The 22,952-nt window shown below is 72.9% G+C and carries 18 protein-coding genes and 1 pseudogene; 5 read left to right on the top strand and 14 right to left on the bottom strand.

What is annotated here, in order from left to right; all coding sequences use genetic code 11:
- Positions 1-181: 181 nt before the first annotated feature.
- Positions 182-811, bottom strand: a complete 630-nt coding sequence (locus tag ACF07V_RS14685; protein WP_392154243.1) for an NUDIX domain-containing protein — start codon at positions 809-811, stop codon at positions 182-184.
- A 75-nt stretch (positions 812-886) separates the two neighbouring features.
- Complete coding sequence (locus tag ACF07V_RS14680) at positions 887-2,536, bottom strand: CTP synthase (protein ID WP_392154903.1); 1,650 nt, start codon at positions 2,534-2,536, stop codon at positions 887-889.
- A 560-nt stretch (positions 2,537-3,096) separates the two neighbouring features.
- Between ACF07V_RS14680 and ACF07V_RS14675 the strand changes: the two genes are divergently transcribed.
- Together ACF07V_RS14675 and ACF07V_RS14670 are read left to right on the top strand one after the other, a co-directional pair.
- On the top strand, positions 3,097-4,899 hold the full coding sequence (locus ACF07V_RS14675; RefSeq protein ID WP_392154241.1) for a glycoside hydrolase family 15 protein: 1,803 nt from the start codon (positions 3,097-3,099) through the stop codon (positions 4,897-4,899).
- Positions 4,900-4,968: 69 nt separating this feature from the next.
- Entirely contained in the window at positions 4,969-6,351 is a 1,383-nt protein-coding gene (locus ACF07V_RS14670; protein ID WP_392154239.1) for an FAD-binding oxidoreductase, read from the top strand.
- Positions 6,352-6,357: 6 nt separating this feature from the next.
- Here ACF07V_RS14670 and ACF07V_RS14665 read toward each other — a convergent pair whose 3' ends face one another.
- Both ACF07V_RS14665 and ACF07V_RS14660 read right to left on the bottom strand, forming a co-directional pair.
- Entirely contained in the window at positions 6,358-7,995 is a 1,638-nt protein-coding gene (locus ACF07V_RS14665) for a flavin monoamine oxidase family protein (protein ID WP_392154237.1), read from the bottom strand.
- Between the two features lie 26 nt (positions 7,996-8,021).
- Complete coding sequence (locus tag ACF07V_RS14660) at positions 8,022-9,536, bottom strand: APC family permease (RefSeq protein ID WP_392154235.1); 1,515 nt, start codon at positions 9,534-9,536, stop codon at positions 8,022-8,024.
- Positions 9,537-9,697: 161 nt separating this feature from the next.
- Here ACF07V_RS14660 and ACF07V_RS14655 point away from each other — a divergent pair, with 161 nt between their 5' ends.
- Positions 9,698-11,320, top strand: a complete 1,623-nt coding sequence (locus ACF07V_RS14655; protein ID WP_392154233.1) for a PucR family transcriptional regulator — start codon at positions 9,698-9,700, stop codon at positions 11,318-11,320.
- A gap of 288 nt (positions 11,321-11,608) precedes the next feature.
- On the opposite strand, the gene ACF07V_RS14650 is transcribed toward ACF07V_RS14655, so the two are convergent.
- From ACF07V_RS14650 to ACF07V_RS14625, 6 genes are all read right to left on the bottom strand, one after another.
- Positions 11,609-12,691 (bottom strand): glycosyltransferase family 4 protein, encoded by a 1,083-nt coding sequence (locus ACF07V_RS14650; RefSeq protein WP_392154231.1) that lies wholly within the window; start codon positions 12,689-12,691, stop codon positions 11,609-11,611.
- A 171-nt stretch (positions 12,692-12,862) separates the two neighbouring features.
- Positions 12,863-13,615 (bottom strand): hypothetical protein, encoded by a 753-nt coding sequence (locus tag ACF07V_RS14645; protein ID WP_392154230.1) that lies wholly within the window; start codon positions 13,613-13,615, stop codon positions 12,863-12,865.
- Positions 13,612-15,354 carry a DNA repair protein RecN gene (gene recN, locus ACF07V_RS14640; RefSeq protein ID WP_392154228.1) on the bottom strand — a complete coding sequence of 581 codons (1,743 nt, stop codon included), beginning with the start codon at positions 15,352-15,354 and terminating at the stop codon, positions 13,612-13,614. The genes ACF07V_RS14645 and recN overlap by 4 nt, the downstream gene beginning before the upstream one ends.
- 115 nt (positions 15,355-15,469) lie before the next feature.
- Entirely contained in the window at positions 15,470-16,393 is a 924-nt protein-coding gene (locus ACF07V_RS14635) for an NAD kinase (protein ID WP_392154226.1), read from the bottom strand.
- Positions 16,390-17,205 (bottom strand): TlyA family RNA methyltransferase, encoded by an 816-nt coding sequence (locus tag ACF07V_RS14630; protein WP_030694202.1) that lies wholly within the window; start codon positions 17,203-17,205, stop codon positions 16,390-16,392. Before ACF07V_RS14630 ends, ACF07V_RS14635 begins: the two co-directional genes overlap by 4 nt.
- A 7-nt stretch (positions 17,206-17,212) precedes the next feature.
- Complete coding sequence (locus ACF07V_RS14625; protein WP_392154224.1) at positions 17,213-17,476, bottom strand: hypothetical protein; 264 nt, start codon at positions 17,474-17,476, stop codon at positions 17,213-17,215.
- Between the two features lie 42 nt (positions 17,477-17,518).
- On the opposite strand from ACF07V_RS14625, the gene ACF07V_RS14620 reads away from it, so the two are divergent.
- Complete coding sequence (locus ACF07V_RS14620; protein ID WP_392154222.1) at positions 17,519-17,866, top strand: SCP2 sterol-binding domain-containing protein; 348 nt, start codon at positions 17,519-17,521, stop codon at positions 17,864-17,866.
- Between the two features lie 58 nt (positions 17,867-17,924).
- Here the strand turns inward: ACF07V_RS14620 and ACF07V_RS14615 are convergent, their stop codons facing one another.
- Entirely contained in the window at positions 17,925-18,791 is an 867-nt protein-coding gene (locus tag ACF07V_RS14615; protein WP_392154220.1) for an ABC transporter ATP-binding protein, read from the bottom strand.
- A gap of 109 nt (positions 18,792-18,900) precedes the next feature.
- Positions 18,901-20,013 carry an HAD hydrolase-like protein gene (locus ACF07V_RS14610; protein ID WP_392154219.1) on the bottom strand — a complete coding sequence of 371 codons (1,113 nt, stop codon included), beginning with the start codon at positions 20,011-20,013 and terminating at the stop codon, positions 18,901-18,903.
- Between the two features lie 78 nt (positions 20,014-20,091).
- On the opposite strand from ACF07V_RS14610, the gene ACF07V_RS14605 reads away from it, so the two are divergent.
- A complete protein-coding gene (locus ACF07V_RS14605) occupies positions 20,092-21,387 on the top strand; it encodes a DUF1015 domain-containing protein (RefSeq protein WP_392154217.1) in 1,296 nt (431 codons plus the stop codon).
- A 76-nt stretch (positions 21,388-21,463) separates the two neighbouring features.
- On the opposite strand, the gene ACF07V_RS14600 is transcribed toward ACF07V_RS14605, so the two are convergent.
- Together ACF07V_RS14600 and ACF07V_RS14595 are read right to left on the bottom strand one after the other, a co-directional pair.
- Complete coding sequence (locus ACF07V_RS14600) at positions 21,464-22,210, bottom strand: hypothetical protein (RefSeq protein WP_392154902.1); 747 nt, start codon at positions 22,208-22,210, stop codon at positions 21,464-21,466.
- A gap of 75 nt (positions 22,211-22,285) precedes the next feature.
- Positions 22,286-22,952, bottom strand: a pseudogene (locus ACF07V_RS14595) (RNA helicase); the annotation flags it as partial.

Genomic DNA, 22,952 nt, shown 5'->3' with positions numbered 1-22,952 from the left:
ACACGGGCGGGTGGGTGGGGTGCGGGGCGGTTGCCCACACGGGGGTGGGTGGGGTGCGGGGCGGTTGCCCACACGGGGGTGGGCGGGGTACGGGGCGACCGCCCACACGCGGGGTGCGCGCCGTCCCGGCGGGTGGGCGCCGCCCAGCGGGACGATGGCCCGCACGGCCGTGGGGCCCCCGCTACGCCGTGAACGGTCGCGCCGGCCAAGGCGCGGACGCCTCGCGAAGCCCCTCCAGGCCGCCGACCTCCGCCCGCGCCGCCACCACCGCCAGCACCCCCGCCACCAGGCAGCTGTTGTGCAGCTCTCCCGCCAGCGCCCCCCGCACCAGCTCTCCCAGCGGCACCCGCGCCAGCTCCATGTCGGCCTCCTCGTCGGAGACCTCGTACCGCTCGCCCTCCGCCTCCGCGAGGTCCCGCGCCAGGAAGATCCGTACGGCCTCGTCGGAGCCGCCGGGCGAGGTGTAGAGGTCGGTCAGGACCCGCCAGTCCCCCGCCTTGACGTGCGCCTCCTCGTACAGCTCGCGCTGGGCGCCGTGCAGCGGGTTCTCGCCGGGCACGTCGAGGAGCCCGGCCGGGATCTCCCAGAGCTTCTGCCGCACGGGGTGCCGGTACTGCCGGAGGACGACCACGCGGTCCTGTTCGTCGAGGGCGAGGACGGCGACGGAGCCGGGGTGGACCTGGTAGTCGCGGCGGGCGACGGAGTCGTCCGGCATGACCACGTCGTCCGTGCGGACACTCGTCTTCTTGCCCGTGAAGGGGGTGGTGGTGGCGACGACCCGCCACTCCTCCGGGGTGTCCTGCACCTGCATCAATTGCCTCCCACAGACGAAAACCGGGGTGCCGGTCCCCCAGAGGGACCCGCACCCCGGCAACGTTACGCCGTACTACTTCGCCGTCTTGCGCTCCACGGCAGCCTTGACCAGGCCCGCGAAGAGCGGGTGCGGGCGGGTCGGGCGGGACTTCAGCTCCGGGTGCGCCTGGGTGGCGACCAGGTAGGGGTGGACGTCCTTCGGGTACTCGACGAACTCGACGAGCTTGTTGTCCGGGGAGGTGCCGGAGAAGACCAGGCCGGCCTTCTTCTCCAGCTCCGCGCGGTAGGTGTTGTTCACCTCGTAGCGGTGACGGTGGCGCTCCTCGACGTACGGCTCGTCGGCGTAGGTCTCGCGGACGATCGAGCCCTCGGCGAGCTTCGCCGGGTAGAGGCCCAGGCGCATCGTTCCGCCCAGGTCGCCGGCGCCCTCGACGTACGCCAGCTGCTCCTCCATCGTGGAGACGACGGGGTGCGCGGTGGCCGGGTCGAACTCGGTGGAGTTGGCGTCCGGGATGCCCGCCAGGTTCCGCGCGGCCTCGATGACGATGCACTGCAGGCCGAGGCAGATGCCGAGCAGCGGCACCTTGTTCTCACGGGCGTACTGGATCGCGCCGATCTTGCCGTTCACACCGCGGTCGCCGAAGCCGCCGGGGATCAGGATCGCGTCGACGTCGCCGAGCTGCTTCTCGGCACCGGCCTGCGTCTTGCAGTCGTCGGAGGTGACCCACTTGACCTTGACGCGGGCCTTGTTGGCGAAGCCGCCGGCGCGCATGGCCTCGGTGATCGAGAGGTAGGCGTCGGGCAGGTCGATGTACTTGCCGACGAGCGCGACCGTGACCTCGTGCTCCGGGTTGTGGACGCGGTCCAGGAGGTCCTCCCAGACGGTCCAGTCCACGTCGCGGAAGGGCAGGTCGAGCTTGCGGACGACGTAGGCGTCCAGGCCCTCGGTGTGCAGGACCTTCGGGATGTCGTAGATCGACGGGGCGTCGATGGCCGCGACGACCGCGGCCTCGTCGACGTCGCACATCAGCGAGATCTTGCGCTTGATGGCGGTCGGGACCTCGCGGTCGGCGCGCAGCACGATCGCGTCGGGCTGGATGCCGATGTTGCGCAGGGCCGCGACGGAGTGCTGGGTCGGCTTGGTCTTCAGCTCGCCGGAGGGGCCGATGTAGGGCAGCAGCGAGATGTGCACGACGAAGACGTTGTCGCGGCCGACCTCGTGGCGGACCTGGCGGACGGTCTCCAGGAAGGGCAGCGACTCGATGTCGCCGACCGTGCCGCCGACCTCGGTGATGACGACGTCGACGTCGTCGGTCGCCATGCGGCGGATGCGGCCCTTGATCTCGTTGGTGATGTGCGGGATGACCTGCACGGTGTCGCCGAGGTACTCGCCGCGCCGCTCCTTGGCGATGACCTGCGAGTAGACCTGGCCGGTGGTGACGTTGGCCGAGCCGTCGAGGTCGACGTCGAGGAAGCGCTCGTAGTGGCCGATGTCCAGGTCGGTCTCGGCGCCGTCGTTGGTGACGAACACCTCACCGTGCTGGAAGGGGTTCATCGTGCCCGGGTCGACGTTCAGGTACGGGTCGAGCTTCTGCATCGTGACCCGCAGTCCGCGGGCCTTGAGGAGCGCACCCAGGCTGGAGGCGGTCAGGCCCTTGCCGAGGGAGGAGGCGACACCCCCGGTGACGAAGATGTGCTTGGTCGTCGTGGTGTTGGGCGGCATCGCCAAGAGGGGGCTCCCGTGGTCGCGTTCTGGAGGTGCGTACCGGCGTCCCCTCCGGAAGAATCGGGGGGTGCCGTCGCTGCGGTTTCGGGGTCCTCGGCTGTCGCCGTTTCCCACCGGTCCACGGGGTACCAGGGTATCAGCGACATCGGGAGACCGCTTCCGGCCACACGCGGCAGTCGGGTGTTCACGGACGGCGACGCGGCCGTCCGGGCCGGGGGAAGGCGCAGCTCACCCGGGTGGAGCAGCGGGCGGCCCGTGTGATCACTGCGGTCGCCGGGGTGGCACGTATTCTGCTCGGACACCGTCCGCCGAGGAGGCCGGCGTCGCCCGCCGCTCAGGCAGGCCCTTCCCGTCGAGCAGACCCGCTCGTCATGTCGAGCAGACCCGCTCGAAACGTCGGGCAGACCCGCTCGAAACGTCGGGCCGGCCCGTTCGACCCGCCGAACAGACCGGTTCGTCCCGCACACTGGCCTTGCCGACATCGCACAGACATCACGCACATCAGCAGCAAGCGCCCCCTCGGGGGCGGACGTGGCCGTACGACTGGAGTGAAGCACGTGGCCGGGCGCATCGAGGATTACGCACTCATCGGAGACATGCAGACCGCCGCCCTGGTCTGCCGGGACGGCAGTGTCGACTGGCTGTGTCTCCCCCGCTTCGACTCGCACGCGGTCTTCGCCGGGCTGCTCGGCACGGAGGAGCACGGATTCTGGCGGGTGGGCCCGGCTGGTCCGGCGGACGCGGAGGCGGCCCCGGCCGACCGGCGCCGCTACGTGGGCGACTCGCTGGTCCTGGAGTCCGAGTGGGACACCCCGCGCGGCACGGTCCGGGTGATCGATTTCATGCCGCCGCGCGACGGCGCGCCGCAGCTGATCCGGATCGTCGAGGGCGTCTCGGGCCGGGTGCGGATGCGTTCCTCGCTGCGGATGCGGTTCAGTTACGGCCGGATCGTGCCGTGGGTGCACAAGGTCGGGGAGCGTACGGTCGCGGTCGCCGGGCCCGACTCGGTGTGGCTGGACACCGATGTGGAGACGCACGGCAAGGACCTGACGACGTACTCCGAGTTCACGGTCACGCCCGGGGAGCGGATCGCCTTCACGCTCTCCTGGCAGCCCTCGCACAAGGAGCCGCCGGCGCTGCCGGACCCGGAGGGTTCGTTGGCGGCGACCACCGATTTCTGGCGCGAGTGGGTCGAGCACTGCACGTACCACGGCCCGTACCGGGAGGCAGTGGTCCGTTCGCTGATCACCCTGAAGGCGCTGACGTACGCGCCGACGGGCGGGATCGTCGCGGCCCCGACGACCTCGCTGCCGGAGGAGATCGGCGGCGTACGGAACTGGGACTACCGCTACACCTGGCTGCGGGACGCGGCGATCACCCTGTCCTCGATGCTCCGCACCGGCTACCGCGAGGAGGCCCGCGCCTGGCGGGACTGGCTGCTGCGCGCGGTGGCGGGGGACCCGGAGAACCTGCAGATCATGTACGGGATCGCGGGTGAGCGGGAGCTCGGCGAGGCGGAGCTCGACTGGCTCCCCGGGTATGAGAACTCGGGTCCGGTCCGGGTCGGCAACGGCGCGGCGAACCAGCTCCAGCTGGACGTGTACGGCGAGGTCACGGAGGCCCTCCACCTCGCGCACATGACGGGCCTGTCCCGGAACGACTACGCCTCGCTGCTCCAGATCAAGCTGATCAACTACCTGGAGAAGCACTGGGACCAGCCCGACGAGGGCATCTGGGAGGTCCGCGGCCCGCGCCGCCACTTCGTGCACTCCAAGGTGATGGCCTGGGTGGCCGTGGACCGCACGATCAAGCTGATCGAGTCCGGGGACGCCGACGGCCCGCTGGAGCGCTGGCACGAGCTGCGCGACGAGATCCACCGGGACGTCTGCGAGAAGGGTTACGACAAGGAGCGGAACACCTTCACGCAGTCGTACGGCTCCCAGGAGCTGGACGCCTCGCTGCTGCTGATCCCGCAGATGGGCTTCCTGCCCCCGGACGACAAGCGGGTCATCGGCACGATCGAGGCGATCCAGCGCGAGCTGTCCACGGAGGACGGCTTCGTGCTGCGCTATCCGACGGCCGGCGAGGAGGCCGGAGTGGACGGCCTGGAGGGCGACGAGGGCGCGTTCCTCGCCTGTTCCTTCTGGCTGGCGGACGACCTGGCGATGATCGGCCGGGTCGACGAGGCGCGCACCCTCTTCGAGAAGCTGCTCGCGCTCCGCAACGACCTCGGGCTGCTCGCCGAGGAGTGGGACCCGCGGCTGCAGCGGCAGGTGGGCAACTTCCCGCAGGCCTTCAGCCACGTTCCGCTGATCGACACGGCGCTGCGGCTGACGGCGAGCGGGGCGTACGGCGGCTGAGGGGCGCCCCCAGGGGGCCGGACCTACGATGAGAAGGTCCTTGTCCCCCCGTACGAAAGGGGGGCTCCCATGGCTCCCCACGTCTCCGAGAGCGCCCTGGCCGGACTGGTCGAGGACCTGGCCGGTGAGGTGATCACGCCCGGTGATCCGGTCTACGACGAGGCTCGTGCCCTGCACAACGGCATGATCGACCGGCGCCCGTCGGTGATCGCCCAGTGCGCCACGCAGGCCGACGTGTCCAACGCGATCCTGTTCGGCCGCGAGGCCGAGCTGCCGATCGCGGTCCGCGGCGGCGGGCACAGCGTCGCCGGAACCTCCATGATCGACGGCGCGCTGATCGTCGACCTGCGCCGGATGCACGGCGTCGTGGTGGATCCGGAGGACATGACGGTCCGGATCGAGGGCGGGGCCACGATGGCCCATCTGGACCACGCCTGCCAGCCGTTCCACGTGGCGACCACCGGCGGCCGGGTGTCCACCACCGGCGTCGGCGGTTTCACGCTGGGCGGCGGGTCCGGCTGGCTGGAGCGGAAGTTCGGTCTCGCCAGCGACAATCTGCTGGCCGCCGACCTGGTCACCGCCGAGGGCAAGCACGTCCACACGGACGCGGAGGAGAACCCGGAGCTGTTCTGGGCGCTGCACGGCGGCGGCGGCAACTTCGGGGTGGCGACCTCGCTGACGATGCGCCTGCACGCGCTGCCGCGGATGAGCGTCTCGATGCTGCTGTTCCTGCCGGACAACGCGCCCGAGGTGGTGCGCACCTTCCGTGATCTCGGGGCCGTGGCGCCCGACGAGATGGGCGGCGGCGCCATCTACATGCCCGCACCGCCGGAGCCGTTCATCCCCGAGGACCTGGTCGGCAAGCTGGTCTGCGGGGCGCTGTTCACGTACACCGGGCCGGTCGAGGAGCTCCGCGAGTTCGCGGCGCCGCTGTTCGCGCTGAAGCCGGTGGTGGAGATCGTCACGGACATCCCGTACGTGGACCTGCAGTCGATGATGGACGACCCGCCGGGGCTGCGGAACTACTGGTCGGCCGAGTACCTGCGGGAGTTCTCCGACGAGGCCGTGGACGTCTTCTGCGCCCGTGGCGCGGGGATCCCGGCGGGGACCGCCACCCAGCAGGTGCTGTTCCTGATGGGCGGGGCCGTGGCCGCGGGGCCCTCCGGGTTTCCGCAGCCGTGGCGCACCGCTCCGTGGGCGGTGCACCCGTTCGCGACCTGGGAGGACCCCGCGCTGGACGAGCCGGCGACGCAGTGGGTGCGCGATGTGCGGGCGGATGTGCGGCCGTGGGCGCTCGACGCGACGTATCTGAACTTCGTCGGCGCCGAGGGCGAGCAGCGGATCGTGAACTCCTTCGGTGAGGAGAACTACCGCCGGCTCGCCTCCGTGAAGGCCACGTACGACCCGGACAACGTGTTCCGCTTCAACCAGAACATCGTGCCGGCCGGCTGAGCAGGCTCATCGCAGCACGTCGATCACCTCCCGGGCGGCGCGCTCGCCCTCGGTCGCGCCGCCTTCCATGAAGCCCTGGAAGTCGTAGGAACAGTGCTCGCCACCGATGTGGATGTTGCCCTGGGCGGTGCCCTCGTACTTCGCGTACCGGTGGAGGTAGCCGACGGGCCAGCAGGAGTACGCGCCGAGGGAGTACGGGTTCTTGTGCCAGGCCGAGAGCTGGGCGCGGCCGGTGTACGCCCGGGAGGTGCCGGGGAAGAACGCGTCGATGCCGGACAGGTAGCGGGTGACCAGGTTCCGTACGTACGGGTCGGACTCGGTGGAGAACGGCCCGGCCGGGTTCAGGTTCCGGGCCAGGCTGCCGCCGCCGTACTGGAGGAGGATGCCGCCGGTGCCGCCCTGGACCTTGGTGGTGTCCCAGGTCTGCTGGACCTCGGTGTCGGTGAAGCAGTCGCCTGCGGAGACGCCGGGCCAGGCTCCGGTGCCGCGCCACGGCCGGGTGCCGAACTGCATGTTGAGCTTGGTGCAGTAGCCCATGCGCGCGTCCCGCAGGAGGCCCCGCATGAGCGGGTCGAACCCGGCCTGGGAGGTGTCGAGTTGCTGGAGGATCGGCAGCGGGACGCACAGGATGGTGTGGTCGGCGGTGACGGTCCTGGTGGCGCCCGCCTCGGTGAAGGTGAGCGTCTGGGTGCCGTCGGCGTTGGCCCGTACGGCGGTCAGCGACCAGCCCGTGCGGAGGGTGCCGGGGGCGAGCGCCCCGGCGACGGCGTTCGGGAGCCGGTCGTTGCCGCCGACGATGTGGTACCGCTCGTTGGAGAGGCCCCAGATGTTGAAGTTGCCCGGATTGGTCTGGTAGCCCATGAGCAGGACGAGGGCGAGCGAGGACTGTTCGGTGGTGTCCGCGCCGTACTCGACGTTGTAGGCGACGTCGATGAACTTCCCGAGCGGTGAGGAGTGTCCGCCCGGGACCCGGGTCTCGATCCACTCGTACAGCGACATGTTGTCGAGGGCGGTGCCGGTGGGTGTGGTCTGGTTCCAGGTGACCTCGCCCGCCTCGGAGAGGTCGCGGCGCAGTGACTGGTAGACGGCGTTGAAGTCCTCGTCGGCCTGGGCGCGCGGGTAGTAGGTGCCGCCGAACCAGAGGACTTCCTCGGCGCCGTTGGGTCCGCCGCCGAGGAAGTCCTCGGTGGCGAGGTCGAAGCGGCGGCAGAGCTCCAGGATCTTCTTGTGGCTGGTGTCGATCAGCTCGCCGCCGATCTCGGAGGTCTGGCCGTACGCCCAGTGGTCGCGCTGGGTGTACATGCGGCCGCCGACCCGGGACGGGTTCGCCTCGTAGAGCACCGGGCTCAGTCCGGCGTCCTGGAGGGTGAGGGCGGCGGTGAGGCCGGAGATCCCGGCGCCGACGACGGCGATCCGGGCGGTGCTCTTCACCGGCGGGGCGGGTGTGGTGGCGGCCGCGGCGGGCACGGCCGATCCGACGCCGACGGCGATGCCGGCGGCGGTGGCGTACTTGAGGAGGGACCGGCGTCCGAGGGCGTCGGCTCTCAGGCCGCGGAGCTCGTCGACGGGGATGGCGAGCCGGCGGGCGGCGGCGTGCTCGGCGGCGAGGTTCTTCAGGAGGTGCATCGGGTTGGTGCGTGCCATGGGGCGCTCCTGGAGGGTGAGGGGATTCAGCTCTGGGGTACGGAGGCGGGTTCGGGGGCTTCTTCGTCGGTGCGCTCGGTGGCGTCCTCCAGGACGATCCGGCCGATGATCTCGTAGCGTTCGGGCCGCTTGGCCTTGAGGTAGAAGCCGAGGCCGAGGCCGCCGAAGAAGACGGCGCCGACGATCCAGGGGATCGCCTTGAAGAAGAGGGAGTCGGCCGCGAGACCGGCCGCTGTCTCCATGTTCATGACCAGCAGGACGACGACGGCGATCATGCCGATGCCGCCGAGGAGCGGGGCCGTGAGGGTCCTGAACCAGTGCCGGTCCTCGGGGTGGTTCTTGCGGAAGTAGCCGATGACGGCGAAGGAGCAGAGCGTCTGGACGATGAGGATCGCCATCGTGCCGAGGATCGCGAGCAGCGTGTAGAGGTGGATGTAGGGGTCCTGGCCGGTGAGCCAGAAGGCGGCGACGAGGGCGACGGCGATCGCGCTCTGCACGTACGAGGCGATGTACGGCGAGCCGTGCTTCACGTGCGTCCGGCCGAGCGCCGGGTGGAGGAAGCCCTCTCGGCCGATGGCGTAGAGGTAGCGCGAGGCGCACTGGTGGAAGGCCATGCCGCAGGCGAAGGAGCCGGTGAGCAGCAGCCACTGGAAGGCGTCGACGGCCCAGGCGCCGATGAAGGTCTGGGTGGGCGCGAAGAACAGGTCGAGGGGGCTCGCGGACGCGGACAGCTTCACGGAACCGGCGAGGCCGTTCCCGGCGATCGTCATCCACGAGACGTAGATGTAGAAGAGGCCGACGCCGACGACGGAGATCAGGGTGGCCTTGGGGATGACCCGCTTGGGGTCGCGGGACTCCTCGCCGTACATCGCGGTCGACTCGAAGCCGACCCAGGACCAGAAGGCGAAGAAGAGGCCGAGTCCGGCGGAGGTGCCGGTGAAGGCGTTCTTCGGGTTGATCGGCTCGACGGGGATGCCGTCGGGGCCGCCGCCGGCGATCAGGACGGCGGTGGCGACCGCGAAGAGGACGGCGATCTCCGCGACCAGCATCACGCCCAGCGCCTTGGCGGTCAGGTTGATGTCGAAGTACGACAGGACGGCGGTGACGGCCAGCATGACCGCCGCGTACAGGATCCACGGCAGGTCCACGCCGAGCTGGTCGGCGACGGTCGTCTTGGCGAAGTAGGAGAAGACGCCGACGATCGAGGCCTCGAAGACGATGTACGCGAGGACGGCGAGCATGCCGGAGGCCATGCCGGCGATCCGGCCCAGGCCGTGCGAGATGTAGCCGTAGAAGGCACCGGCGGCCGTGATCCGCTTGGCCATGGCGACGTAGCCGACCGAGAAGACGGTCAGGACGAGCGTCGCGAAGAGATATCCGGCGGGGGCGCCGGTACCGTTGCCGAAGCCGACGGCGATGGGGAGGTTTCCGGTCATCGCCGTGATCGGGGCGGCGGTGGCGACGGCCATGAAGACGACGCCGACGAGTCCGACCGAGTTCGCCTTGAGCCGGTGGACCTCTGGGGTGGGATTCTCTGCCATGGGCCGAGAGGATCCTCGCGAGTGACGTAGGCCACAATCGACATGCGGTCGCACAATTCCCGCCACGGGGCGACGAGTTGTCGCCCTGGTGTACGAACTGTCCGGTCCCGTAACCGTCAGGTGATGTCGCCGGAACACGGACGCGGGTAGCGTCCGGCCCCATGGACAATCAGGGCGGGATCACCGTGCAGCGGGCGCTCGAACTCCCCGGACTGCGCGGCGGGCTCCCGGAGGTGGTGGCCGGCGCGGACCGGCTGCACCGCACGGTGCGCTGGGTGCACGCGGGCGAGGTGCCGAACATCGCTTCGCTGCTCAAGGGCGGCGAGCTACTCCTCACGACGGGCCTCGGCCTGGGCACCCGCCCGGCCGAGCAGCGGGCCTTCGTCCGCCGGCTCGCCGACCGGGGCATCGCGGCGCTCGTCGTCGAACTCGGCCCGCGCTTCGCCCGCCTGCCGGCGACGATAGTGGAGACCGCGCGGGCGGCCGGCCTGCCGCTCGTCCAGCTCCACCGCGAGGTCCCCTTCGTCGCCGTCACGGAGGAGATCCACACCGAGATCGTCAACGGCCACTACGCCCTCCAGCGGCAGGCCGAGGAGGTCCACCGGCAGTGCACGGAGGCGCTGCTCGGCGGCGGCGGAGTGCCGCAGGTCCTCCGCATCCTCTCCGACTTCGCCGCCAACCCGGTCTTCCTGGAGACCGCCGACGGACAGCTGCTGTACGCGGCGGGCACCGAGTCCGCGCCGGCCGACCCGCTCCAGGTGTGGGACGGGCTGCGCGGCCAGCGGGCGGCCCGCGAGTCCGGCCCGCCCACCGGCACGGTCCTCGTCGACGTCCCCGGCGGCGGCCCCGGTACGGGCTCGGTGCGGGCCCGCCTGGTCCTCCTCGCGGTCTCCGGCGCCCTCTCCCCCGTCCACCGGATGGCGGCCGAGCGGGCGGCGGGGCTCCTCGCGGTCGTCCTCATGCAGGCCCGCCAGGAGGAGGAGCTGGCGGCACGCGGCCGGGGCGACTTCCTGACGGACCTGGCGGAGGGCCGCATCTCGGCGGAGGACGCGCCGGCACAGGCGAGGGTCCTGGGCTTCAAACCGGGCGACGGCCCCCTGCTCCCGGTGGTCATGCGCCTGGCCTCGGAGCTCTCCCCCTCGGGCAACTGGGCGCTGCTGGCCCGGGCGGTCCTGGAGGAACTGTCCTCGGTGGGCGTCCCGGCCCTCCTGGGCGTCCGCCCCGTGGAGGGGCGCGTCCCGCTGCTCCTGGGCCTGCGCTCGGAATCGGAACGCACGGCGGTCGCGGACCGGGTCGCGGCGGCGCTCCGCGCGGGCGTGGAGCGGGCCGGCCTGGAACGCGCCGGAGTGCACCCGCCGGTCGTCGTGGTCGGCGTGGCGGGTGGCTGGGCGGCGGCGTCGGCAGGGCTGCGGCACGCGGCGGAGACGGCGACGGCGGCGCAGGGCCTCTCGGACCTCCCCTGGTACGACGCCCGGCGCCTGGACATCGACCTGCTGCTCTGGCGCCTGCGCGACCACCCGGACCTGGCGGCCTTCGTGGACCGGGCGATCGGCCCGCTGCGGGACCACGACAAGGCGTCCCGTCCCCCGCTCCTCCCCACGCTGGAGACCTATCTGGCGCACGCGGGCCGCAAGGCGGAGACGGCGCGCGAGCTGCACCTCAACCGCCAGACCCTCTACAACCGCCTGGCCCGCATCTCCGAACTCCTGGGCACGGACCTGGACGACCCCCAGACGGTCCTGGCCCTCTCCCTGGCCCTCAGAGCCCGCCGCCACACGCCGTAGGCGCCGACCCGTTGTGGGCATGCGTTCCGCCAGGGCGATGGGGGTCCCCCCTGCTCGAGCGAAGCCGAGAGCTTGGGGGAGGGTGGGCACAACGGACCCGCGCCCTGCCGGCGCCAGAGGCTTCTGTGCCTGGACCCGCACCACGTTGTGCGCCGCCGCTTGTGGTGCGGGTCCAGGCCCGGAACGCGGAGGCGCCGCCAGGGGCGCCGTCCCGTGTGCCCACCCGTCCCGCCCTGCGGGACGATGGCCCACACGGGCGCGGGGCGCGGCCCATGACGGAAACGGACGTCACCGTCCCGACAACTCGTCGTACACCGACAGCACGTGGGCGATCGTCTCGTCCTCCGTGGGCCAGGACCCCGCCTGCACCCGCCCCGCCGCCGCCAGGTCCATCCGCCGGTCCGCGTCCTCCAACAGCCCCCGTACCGCCCCCGCCAGGGCCCCCGCGTCCCCGTACGGCACCAGCTCGGCCGCGTCCCCGACGAGTTCCGGTACGCCGCCGACGGCCGTCGCGACGAGCGGCACCCCGAGCCGGAGCGCCTCCTGCGCGAGCAGGGAGCGGGCCTCCCACCGCGAGGGCAGGACGGCGACGTCGGCGGCCGCGAGCAGCTCGGCGACGTCGTCCCGCCGGCCGATGAGCCGCACGGCGAGCCGTTCCTCGACGATCCGCCGTTGCAGGAAGGCCCGTTCGGGTCCCTCCCCCGCGATCACGAGCAGCGGTTCCGGATCGAGTCCCCGCCACAGCCGTGCCGCGTCGAGCAGCGTCCGGTACCCCCGGCCGCGTTCCAGCGCTCCGACGGCCATGAGCAGGGGCCGGTCGACGGCGCCGAGTTCGGCGCGGGCCTTGCCGTCGTGGAGGCAGACGGGCCCGCGCGCGGCGGGCACGGTGACGGGGGCGAGACGGGCGTCCCTGGCGCCGCGCCGCCTGGCCCGGTCGACGAGTTCGGAGGAGGTGCCGAGGACGACGGTCGCGGCGCGCGCGGTCTTCCGTTCGAGGAGCCGCAGCACCCCGCCCCGCGCCCCGTCGACGTGGTTCCGGCTGTGCCAGGTGCTCACCAGAGGGGCCCGGCCGCCGCCACCGGCGAGCGCGAGCGCGGCCCGTACGGAGGCCTGGAGGCCGTGCGCGTGGACCACGTCGGCGCCGATGCAGGCGTTGCGGAGCGCGGTGATGGTCGCGGGGTCGCCGAGCCGGGGCAGCGGCACGAAGTGCGCGCCGGCGCCCAAGTAGTCGTATGCGTGGTCGAGTTCGGCCGGGGCGCACACGGTCACCCGCACGCCCCTCGCCACCAGCCCCGAGGCAAGTGATCGGACGTGCGCGCTACTGCCCGCGCCGCCGCCGCCCAGCACTTGGACCGTACGGAGCTGTGTCACGCGCCCAAGGATGCCAGCCCGTGCCCCCGACCGTACGCACGTTCCGGCACCGAAGTGGCGTCGTTCCCCTGTGCGGAAGGAGTACGGGGCGGCCACACATCCCACGGGTTCACCCACAAGGGTGAGCGCCCCGGTACGCGGCCCGCTCTCCCCGCACCACGCGCGCGCCCCTCAGCCGGAGCCCGCGCGCTCCCCCCACACGGCGGCGGCGACCAGACCGCCCGCGTGCGCGGCGAGCCCGAGCCGCCCGTTGGAGGCGGCGACGGCACTGCCGACGGCGGCACCGAGCGCGTGCGCGCCCAGGTCGCCGAGCATGGTCTCCTCGCCGAGGTCCTCGCCGAGGAGCGCCGCCGCGGCCCCCATCGGCGCGGCCGCGAGCGACCCCCGCAGCAGCCCCGGCGCGCCGAGCCCCAGCACGAGCAGGCTCGCGCGCCCGGGCCGTACGTCCACGAGGTTCACCAGGTGCGCGGTGCCGGCGATGACGACGCCGGCGAGGAGCTTGTCGAGGGGCTTCTCCTTGAGGAGGGCCCCGGCGACGAGCGAGGCGGCACCGATCCCGAACAGCTTCACGGCCCCGCTGGTCACCTCACCGCCCCGAAGCGCTCCCAGTTGCGCCCGGAACCCGCGCCGGTGGTCGCCCCGCAGGTCGTCGTACCGCCCGCACACGGCCGCCGCGGCGACGGCGAGGGAGGCGGCGGGCGCGGCGGGCAGGACGGCGGCGGCCGAGCCGAACGCGACGGCCGGACCGGCCAGCAGGGAGACCGGCCGGCCCCCGTAGTTGGTCCGGTCCCAGCTCTTCGGGTTCCCCGGCGGCCGCCGCCTCAGCCGCCCGTACGCGAGCCGGCACGCGCCGAAGGCCGCGGCGAAGGTCCCGATCCGCCCGGGACCCCCGCGCCCCGCGCGGGTCCCGGGGGCCGGGGTCACGCGTCCGCCCGGGCCGTGGCGAGCAGCTCCTCCGCGTGGGCCCTGGCCGTCTCGGAGTCCTCCTGGCCGGCGAGCATCCGGGACAGCTCCCGGACCCGCTCCTCGCCCTCCAGGACGGTGACGCCGGAGCGGGTCACGGAGCCGTCGTTGGTCTTCTCGACGAGCAGCTGCCGGTCGGCGAAGGCCGCGACCTGCGGGAGGTGGGTGACGACGACGACCTGCGCGGACTTGGCGAGCTTGGCGAGCCGGCGGCCGATCTCGACCGCCGCCTTGCCGCCGACGCCCGCGTCGACTTCGTCGAAGAGGTACGTCGGCACCGGGTCGACCCCGGCGAAGACGACCTCCACGGCGAGCATCACGCGGGACAGCTCACCACCGGAGGCGCCCTTGGCGATGGGCCGGGGCGGGGCACCGGGATGCGGGGCGAGCAGCAGCTCCACCTCGTCGGCCCCGGACGGGCCGTAGGCCACCCGGCGACCGCCGACCTCCACGCCCTCCTCGTCCTCGGTCTGCGCGATGGCGAAGGACACGCGCGCGTGCGGCATGGCCAGCGAGGCGAGCTCGGCGGTGACCGCGTCGGCGAACCGCGCGGCCGTCTCCGTGCGCGCGTCGGTCAGCGCCTGCGCGAGCACCGAGAGCTCGTCGCGGAGCCGGTCCCGCTCGGCGGTGAGCTCCTCGATCCGGTCGTCGTCGCCGTCGAGCTCACCGAGCCGCCCGGCGCTCTCCTCCGCCCAGGCCAGGACGGCGGCGATGTCCTCGCCGTACTTCCTGGTCAGCTGGGTGAGGGCCGCCCGCCGCTCCTCGACGGCGGCGAGCCGCAGCGGGTCGGCGTCCAGGTCGTCGGCGTAACCGGCCAGTTCCTGCGCCACGTCCGACAGCAGGATGGAGATCTCGCCCATCCGGTCGGCGAGCCCGGCGAGCGCCGGATCGTGCGACCGTACGGCCTCCAGGGCCCGGCCCGCACCCGCGACCAGGGTGGTCGCGTCGACGGCCTCGGGGTCCTCGGGGTTGCCCGCGAGCGCGCCGTGCGCGAGCGCGGCGGCGGAGGCGAGGGCCTCGGCGTGCCCGAGCCGCTCGGCCTCGGCGGCCAGTTCGGCGTCCTCCCCGGGCAGCGGGGCGACGGCCTCGATCTCGCCGAGCCCGAAGCGCAGCAGATCGGCCTCCTGGGCGCGTTCCCTGGCCCGGGTGGTGATCTCGTCCAGCTCGGCGGTGACGGCGCGCAGCCGCCGGTACGCCTCGCCGTAGGCGGCGAGCGGCACGGAGACGGCCTCGCCCGCGTACCGGTCGAGCGCGCCGCGCTGCCGGGCGGGCTTGAGCAGGCCCTGCTGGTCGGTCTGGCCGTGGACGGCGACGAGTTCGTCGGCGAGTTCGGCGAGCAGCCCGACGGGCACGGAGCGCCCGCCGAGGTGGGCGCGCGAGCGTCCCTCGGCCGAGACGGTACGGCTGACGAGGAGCACGCCCTCGTCGAGCTCGGCACCGGCCTCCTCGGCGCGTACGGCGGCGGGCGCGCCCGCGGGCACGCTGATCCGCCCCTCGACGACGGCCGACGCCGCGCCGATCCGCACCAGGGCCGGGTCGGCACGTCCGCCGAGCAGCAGCCCCAGGCTGGTCACGACCATCGTCTTGCCCGCACCGGTCTCACCGGTCACGGCGGTGAAGCCCGGTGACAGCTCGACCACCGCGTCGTCGATGACCCCGAGCGACCGTATCCGCATCTCCTCCAGCACGCCCCAGACCATACGAGGTTTCCCGGGTCGGATGCGACATCGCCCCCGTGCGTAACCCCCGGGAGCACCACTCGTTACGGAGCGGGCCGGGGGGTACTGCGCGGGACTTTCCGGACACCCCCGGGGATCAGTGCGGTGCGCCCCGCCATCCCGAGACGGGCAGGGCGAACTTGGCGACGAGCCGGTCGGTGAAGGAGGCGTGGTGCAGCCGGGCGAGCCGCACGGGCACGGCGCCCCGCCGCACCTCGACGCGCGCGCCCGCCGGGAGTTCCACGGTCCGCCGCCCGTCGCACCACAGCACCCCGTGCGGGGTGTGCGGCTCGACCTCGACGGCGAGCACCGACTGGGGGGTGGTGATCAGCGGCTTGGCGAACAGGGCGTGGGCCCCGATCGGAACCATGAGCAGCGCCTCGACCTCGGGCCAGACGACCGGGCCGCCCGCCGAGAAGGCGTACGCGGTGGAGCCGGTGGGTGTCGCGCAGATCACCCCGTCGCAGCCGAAGCCGGTCACCGGGCGCCCGTCGATCGCCAGGACGACCTCCAGCATCCGCTCGGGCGAGACCTTCTGCACGGCGGCCTCGTTGAGCGCCCAGTCGCGGTGCAGGACGTCGCCGTTCTCGTACACGGTGACGTCGAGGGTCATCCGCTCCTCGACCTCGTACGCCTTGGTGACGACCCGGTCGACGACCTTGTCGAGGTCGTCGCGCTCGGCCTCCGCGAGGAAGCCGACGCGCCCCAGGTTGACGCCGAGCATGGGCACGCCGGAGGCGCGGGAGAACTCGGCGCCCCGCAGCAGGGTGCCGTCGCCGCCGAGGACGACGAGGAGTTCACAGCCGTCGAGCGCGTCGGAGCAGGCCTCCGGCACCTTCTCGACGGACGGCGGCAGCGGCAGGTCCGCGGCTTCGGCCTCCAGGACGCGGACGCCGATGCCGCTGCGCAGCAGCCCCAGGACGACCAGTTCGGCGCTGCGCACGGCGGCCGGCCGGCCGGTGTGCGCGAGCAGGAAGACGGTGCGTGTTGTTCCCGATGGTGCTGCTGCCGTTGAGCTCAACGAGGTCCCTCCGCCACGGCGCGGTCGACGTCCGCCGGATCCAGCGCGGGCGCGCCTGCCCGCAGCCACAGAAAGTACTCGACGTTGCCGGAGGGCCCGGGCAGCGGGCTCGCGGTGACGCCGAGGACACCGAGGCCGAGCTCGCCGGCCTGCCGGGCCACGTTCTTCACGGCGTCCGCGCGGAGCTCGGTGGACCGTACGACCCCGCCCGTCCCGAGCCGCTCCTTGCCCACCTCGAACTGCGGCTTGACCATGAGGACGAGGTCGGCGCCGGGCGCCGTGCAGGCGGCGAGGGCGGGCAGGACGAGACCGAGCGGGATGAAGGAGAGGTCGCCGACGACGAGGTCGACCGGGATCCCGTCGATGGCGTCGAGCGTCAACTCGCGTACGTTCGTGCGGTCCTTCACGGTGACGCGCTCGTCGCTCTGCAGCGACCAGGCGAGCTGTCCGTAACCGACGTCGACGGCGACGACATGGGCGGCGCCCGCGCGCAGCAGGACATCCGTGAAGCCGCCGGTGGAGGCTCCGGCGTCCAGGGCCCGCCGGCCCTCGACCTTCAGCCCCCGGGGCACGAAGGCGGCGAAGGCCCCGGCGAGCTTGTGGCCGCCGCGCGAGACGTAGTCGGGATCGGAGTCGTCCTGGACGACGACGATGGCCGCGGCGGTCTCGACCTGGGTGGCGGGCTTGGTGGCGACGGTCTTGCCGACGGTCACCCGGCCCGCGGCGATCAGCTGGCTGGCGTGCTCGCGCGAGCGCGCGAGCTTGCGCCGGACCAGCTCGGCGTCGAGACGGCGGCGTGCCACTCCTGCCACGTTCGGTTCAGCTCCTGTTGTCGTACGGACGGGGGGCGGGGTGCGTGTCGAGCGAGGTCAGCTCGGCGCGCAGTCCACCGTGTACATCCTCGTACACCTCCAGGTGTCCGTCCGCCGGGAGGTGGTCCACCTCGGCGAGACGCGCGAGGCCGGCGTCGACGGCGGGATGGCCGGTGAGCTCGATGGCGACACCGAGCGGCGCGGGCCCGGCGGGCTCGTACGTCTCGGCAGGGTCCTGCTCCCGCGGGGCTTCGGGGGTGGCGACGCTCATGCCCCGACGCTACCGCGAAGCCCTGGGGTACCGTCGACGGCGATGGCGACGATCACGGAGTGCCGCGGCGCACTGGACAGACTTTCGGACAATCTCGCGCGGGCCGACGAGGGCGTGCGCGGTGCGGCCGCGCTCGACCGCAGCCTGAGCTGCCACATCACGGACCTCGACACGACGTTCACGGGCCGTCTCGCGGACGGCCGGATCCGGGTCGAAGGGACGGTGGACGGCCCGCCGACGACGAAGGCGCAGATCCGGCTGTCGATGACCGGCGACGACCTGGTGGCGATGGTGGCGGGCGAGCTGAACTTCGCGAAGGCCTGGGCCGCGGGCCGGGTCAGACTGGAGGCCGGCTTCCGCGACCTCCTGAAACTGCGGTCACTTCTGTAGCACGGGCTGCTGCGCCTGCGGTCGCCCCCGCAGCGCGGGGCCCCTGCCGCACGGGGCTTCACTTCTGCAGCACGGGCTGCTGCGCGGCGGGCTCCTCGGACTGCGCCGGCACGGCCACCCGGCCCCGCGCCCTCCGCCCCGCCGGTACGACCAGCGGCGTCCCCGTCTCGGGGTCGTCGATGACCTGGCAGCGCAGCCCGAAGACCCGCTCGACCAGCTCGGCGGTCACGATCTCCGACGGCGGGCCCTCGGCGACGACCCCGCCGTCGCGGACGGCGATCAGATGGGTCGCGTACCGGGCCGCGTGGTTCAGGTCGTGGAGGACGGCGACCAGCGTCCGCCCCCGCGTCTCGTGCAGCTCGGCGCACAGGTCGAGGACGTCGATCTGGTGCTGGATGTCGAGGTACGTGGTGGGCTCGTCGAGCAGCAGCAGCGGCGTCTGCTGGGCGAGCGCCATCGCGATCCAGACGCGCTGGCGCTGCCCGCCCGAGAGCTCGTCCACGTACCGCCCGGCGAGCTCGGCGACACCGGTCGACTCCATCGACTCCCGGACGATCCGCTCGTCCTCCGGAGACCACTGGCGCAGCAGCCCCTGGTGCGGGTAGCGGCCGCGCGCGACGAGGTCGGCGACGGTGATGCCGTCGGGGGCCACGGAGGTCTGGGGCAGCAGCCCCAGGGTCTTGGCGACCTTCTTGGCGGGCATCGCGTGGATGGACTGCCCGTCGAGCAGGACGCGGCCCTCGCTGGGCTTCAGCATCCGGGAGAGGGCGCGCAGCAGGGTGGACTTGCCGCAGGCGTTGGGCCCGACGATGACGGTGAACGAGTTGTCGGGGATCGCGACGGACAGCTCGCGGGCGATGACCCGCTGCTCGTACGCCAGGGTGACCGATTCCGCGCTCAGGCGCTGCTGCTGCCGACCGTCCATACCCGCACTCCCGCTTCTCGTCCGTGGTCATGCCGGCGGTGACGACCACGACCCACGCGAAGTTAGGTTAGCCTACCCAACTTCACACTCTGCCCGGGGTGCCGGGATCTCACACCCCGAGCAGCGCCAGCGCCTTCCCCGCGTCCGGCACGCCGCCGCCCGGCCGGTCCGCCTCCGACCAGGCCGCCCCGCACAGCGCCCGCACGGCGTCCAGTACGTCCGCCCCCTCGCCCCGCGCGGCGTCCAGTACGTCCGCCCCCTCGCCCCGCGCGCCGTCGAGGACGAGCTCACCGCCGCTCACGGAGGCCCGCCACCCCCCGCACACGAAGCCCCCGTCCCCGTCGGCGACGACCTCGGGCTGCCCCACGAGCAGCCCCCGCAGATCGGCCGCCACATACGTGGGCCGGTGCTCGGGCACGGCCGCGAGCAGCTGCGCCACGTCCGTCACCCCGGTCAGCACGAGCAGCGAGTCGACCCCGCCGTTGAACGCGCCCTCGATGTCCGTGTCCAGCCGGTCCCCCACCACCAGCGGCCGCTCCGCCCCCGTCCGCAGCACCGTCTCCCGGTGCATCGGCGGCAGCGGCTTCCCCGCGACCTTCGGCTCCACCCGGTGCCCGGTGGCGATCCGTACGACCTCCACCGCGGCCCCGTTCCCCGGCCCGATCCCCCGCGTCCCGGGAATCGTCAGGTCCGTGTTCGAGGCGTACCACGGCACACCCCGCCCCACCGCGTAGGCCGCCTCCGCGAACCGCGCCCAGGGCATCCCCGGCCCGCCGTACCCCTGCACGACCGCCACCGGGTCGTCGTCGGCCGACTCCACCGGTACGAGTCCCCGCTCGCGCAGCGCGACCCGCAGCCCCTCGCCGCCGACGACGAGCACCCGGGACCCCGCCGGCACCTCGTCCGCGATCATCCGGGCCACCGCCTGCGCCGAGGTGATCACGTCCCCGGCCTCCGACGGCACTCCGAGCTCCGTCAGGTGCTCCGCCACCTCACCGGGCGTCCGCAGCGCGTTGTTGGTGACGTACGCCAGGTGCATCCCGCCGGCCCGCGCCGCCCCCAGTGCCTCCACCGCGTACGGGATCGCCGCCCCGCCCGCGAAGTACACGACACCGTCCAGGTCCAGGAGCGCCGTGTCGTACGCCTCGCTCAGCGCGACCGCGCTGCCACCGGGGTGCTTCCTGCCGCCTTCGCGCCGTCCCTGGCCGTTCCGCACCGTCACCGCACACTCCTCAGATCACCGGGTGAATTCCCCCACTCTTCCGATCATCGCTCATGCCCGCCCACATACGATGACAGGATGAACACCTCAGGTCACGCGGCCGACGACGTCCGCGACGACGCCACAGGCCTGCGCCTGGCCCCGTTCCGCGGACTCCGCTATGTCCCCGAGCGGGTCGGCAGCCTCGCCGCCGTGACGTCCCCGCCCTACGACGTCGTCGTACGACCTGACGGACTGCTCCATCTGGAGTCCGCGGATCCGCACAACATCGTCCGGCTGATCCTCCCTCAGGCGATCACCGCCGGCACCCGCCACCGCAAGGCCGCCGTCACCCTCGACCGCTGGCTCGCGGACGGCGTCCTCGCCCCGGACCCGGAGCCCGCGCTCTACGTGTACGAGCAGTACGGCGACGGCATCCTCCAGCGCGGCATCATCGGCGCCCTGGAGCTCTCCACCCCGGCCGAGGGCATCGTCCTCCCCCACGAGGACGTCATGCCGCACGTCGTCGAGGACCGCGCCGCCCTCATGCGGACCACGGCCGCCAACCTGGAGCCCCTGCTCCTCACATACGTCGGAGCGGACGAGGGCGGCGCCGACGCCGTCATCGAGCGCGCCGTCCGGCGCGAACCGCTGCTCTCCACCACCACGGAGGACGGCTTCCAGCACCGCCTCTGGTCGGTCACGGATCCCGCCGAACTCGCCGCGGTCGCGGACGAACTGGCGGGCCATCAGGCCCTCATCGCCGACGGCCACCACCGCTGGGCGACATACCTGCGTCTTCGCGAGGAACACGCGGCACCCGGCCCCTGGAACTACGGCCTGGTCCTCCTCATCGACACCGCCCGCTACCCGCTGCGGGTCCGCGCCATCCACCGTCTCCTCAACCGTCTGCCGGTCGCCGACGCCCTCGCGGCCCTCGGCGACTCCTTCCGGGTGCGCCGCATCGACCGGCCGCTGCCGGTGGCCCTGGAGGCCCTGGAGGCGGCCACGGCCGAGGGCAACGCGTTCCTCCTCGCGGGCGACGGCACCTTCCACCTGCTCGACCGCCCGGACCCCGCCCTCCTGGACCGCACGATCCGCACGGACCGCCCCCAGGCCTGGCGGACCCTGGACGCGACGGTCCTGCACTCCACCCTCCTGGAGCACGTCTGGCACATCCCGGACGCCCCCGAGGACATCGCCTACATCCACGACACGGAGGCGGCGGTCGCCCAGGCGGAACGCCGGGGCGGTACGGCGGTCCTCATGCACCCGGTACGGGAGGAGGTCGTCCGCGACCTCGCCCGCCAGGGCGTCACGATGCCCCGCAAGTCGACCTCGTTCGGCCCGAAGCCGGCGACGGGCCTGGTCCTGAGAAGCCTGGCGCTGGACTGACCGCAGGCAAAGGAACGCACACAAACGAAGAAGGGCGGCACCCGACGGGTGCCGCCCTTCTCACTACCGGCCCGGATCAGCCCTTGTCGCCGTCCCGGTCGTCCTCGTCCTCGTCGTCCTCGTCCTCGTCCTCGATGTCGAGCTCGATGTCGACAACATCCGAGTCGTTCGACTCATCGGACTCGTCGGACTCGTCGTCGGACTCGTCGAACGCGTCGACGAACTCGACGCCGTCCATCTCGGCGAGGCGGTCGGAGGCGTCCGTGGCGCCGTCCTTGTCGGCCTCCAGGGCCTTGGCGAACCACTCGCGGGCCTCGCGCTCACGGCCGGCGGCGAGCAGCGCGTCGGCGTACGCGTACCGCAGGCGCGCGGTCCACGGGTGCACGGCGCTGGAGGCGAGCTCGGGGCTCTGCAGCGTCACGATGGCCGCGTCCAGCTGCCCCAGGTCCCGGCGGGCGCCGGCGGCGACGAGCCGCATCTCGACCTGCCCGGCCTTGTCCAGCTTCTGCACCTCGGGCTCACCGGCCATGGCGAGGGCACGCTCGGGCCGGCCGAGGCCGCGCTCGCAGTCGGCCATGACGGGCCACAGCTCGACACCGCCGCTCATCCGGCGCGCGGCACGGAACTCGGCAAGCGCCTCGGAGTACTTCTGCGTGGCGTACGCGGCGAAGCCGGCGGCCTCGCGGACGGCCGCGACACGGGAGGCGAGCCGCAGGGCGACACGGGAGTACCCGTACGCCTTCTCCGGGTCCTCGTCGATGAGCTGGGCGACCATGACGAGGTTGCGCGAGACGTCCTCGGCGAGCCCCTTGGGCAGGCTCATCAGCTCCTGGCGCACATCCGGGTCGATCTCCTCACCGGTGACCTCCGGCGGGATCGGCAGACGCTTGATGGGAGCGCGGTCGCCACGGTCCCGGTCGTCACGGCGCCCGAAGCCACCCCGGTCGTCACGACCGCGGTAACCGCCACGCTCGCCGCCCCGGTCGTCACGGCCACGGAACCCACCGCGGTCGCCACCGCGGTCGTCGCGACGGAAGCCGCCGCCACGGCTGTCGCCGCCCCGGTCGTCACGGCGGAACCCGCCACCACGGCTGTCGTCCCGACGGAACGACGAGGGACGCTCGTCACGACGGTCGTCACGGCGGAAGCCACCGCCGCCACGGCTGTCGTCACGCGAGGGGTACGACGGACGGTCGTCCCGACGGAACGACGAAGGACGCTCGTCACGACGGTCGTCACGACGGAAGCCGCCACCGCGGTTGTCACCGCCACGGTCGTCACGGCGGAAGCCACCGCCACGGCTGTCACCACCGCGGCTGTCACCACCGCGGTCGTCACGACGGAAGCCACCGCGGTTGTCGCCACCACGGTCGTCACGGCGGAAGCCACCGCCGCCACGGCTGTCGTCACGCGAGGGGTACGACGGACGGTCGTCCCGACGGAACGACGAAGGACGCTCGTCACGACGGTCGTCACGGCGGAAGCCGCCACCGCGGTTGTCGTCACGGCGGTCGTCACGCTGTCCGTAGGAGGGACGGTCGTCCCGACGGAACGACGGACGCTCG

This window comes from Streptomyces sp. NPDC015661, assembly GCF_043077765.1.
Taxonomy (GTDB): Bacteria; Actinomycetota; Actinomycetes; order Streptomycetales; family Streptomycetaceae; genus Streptomyces.
Note: the sequence above shows the minus strand (reverse complement) of the source record. Positions and strands in the feature narration are given on the sequence as shown.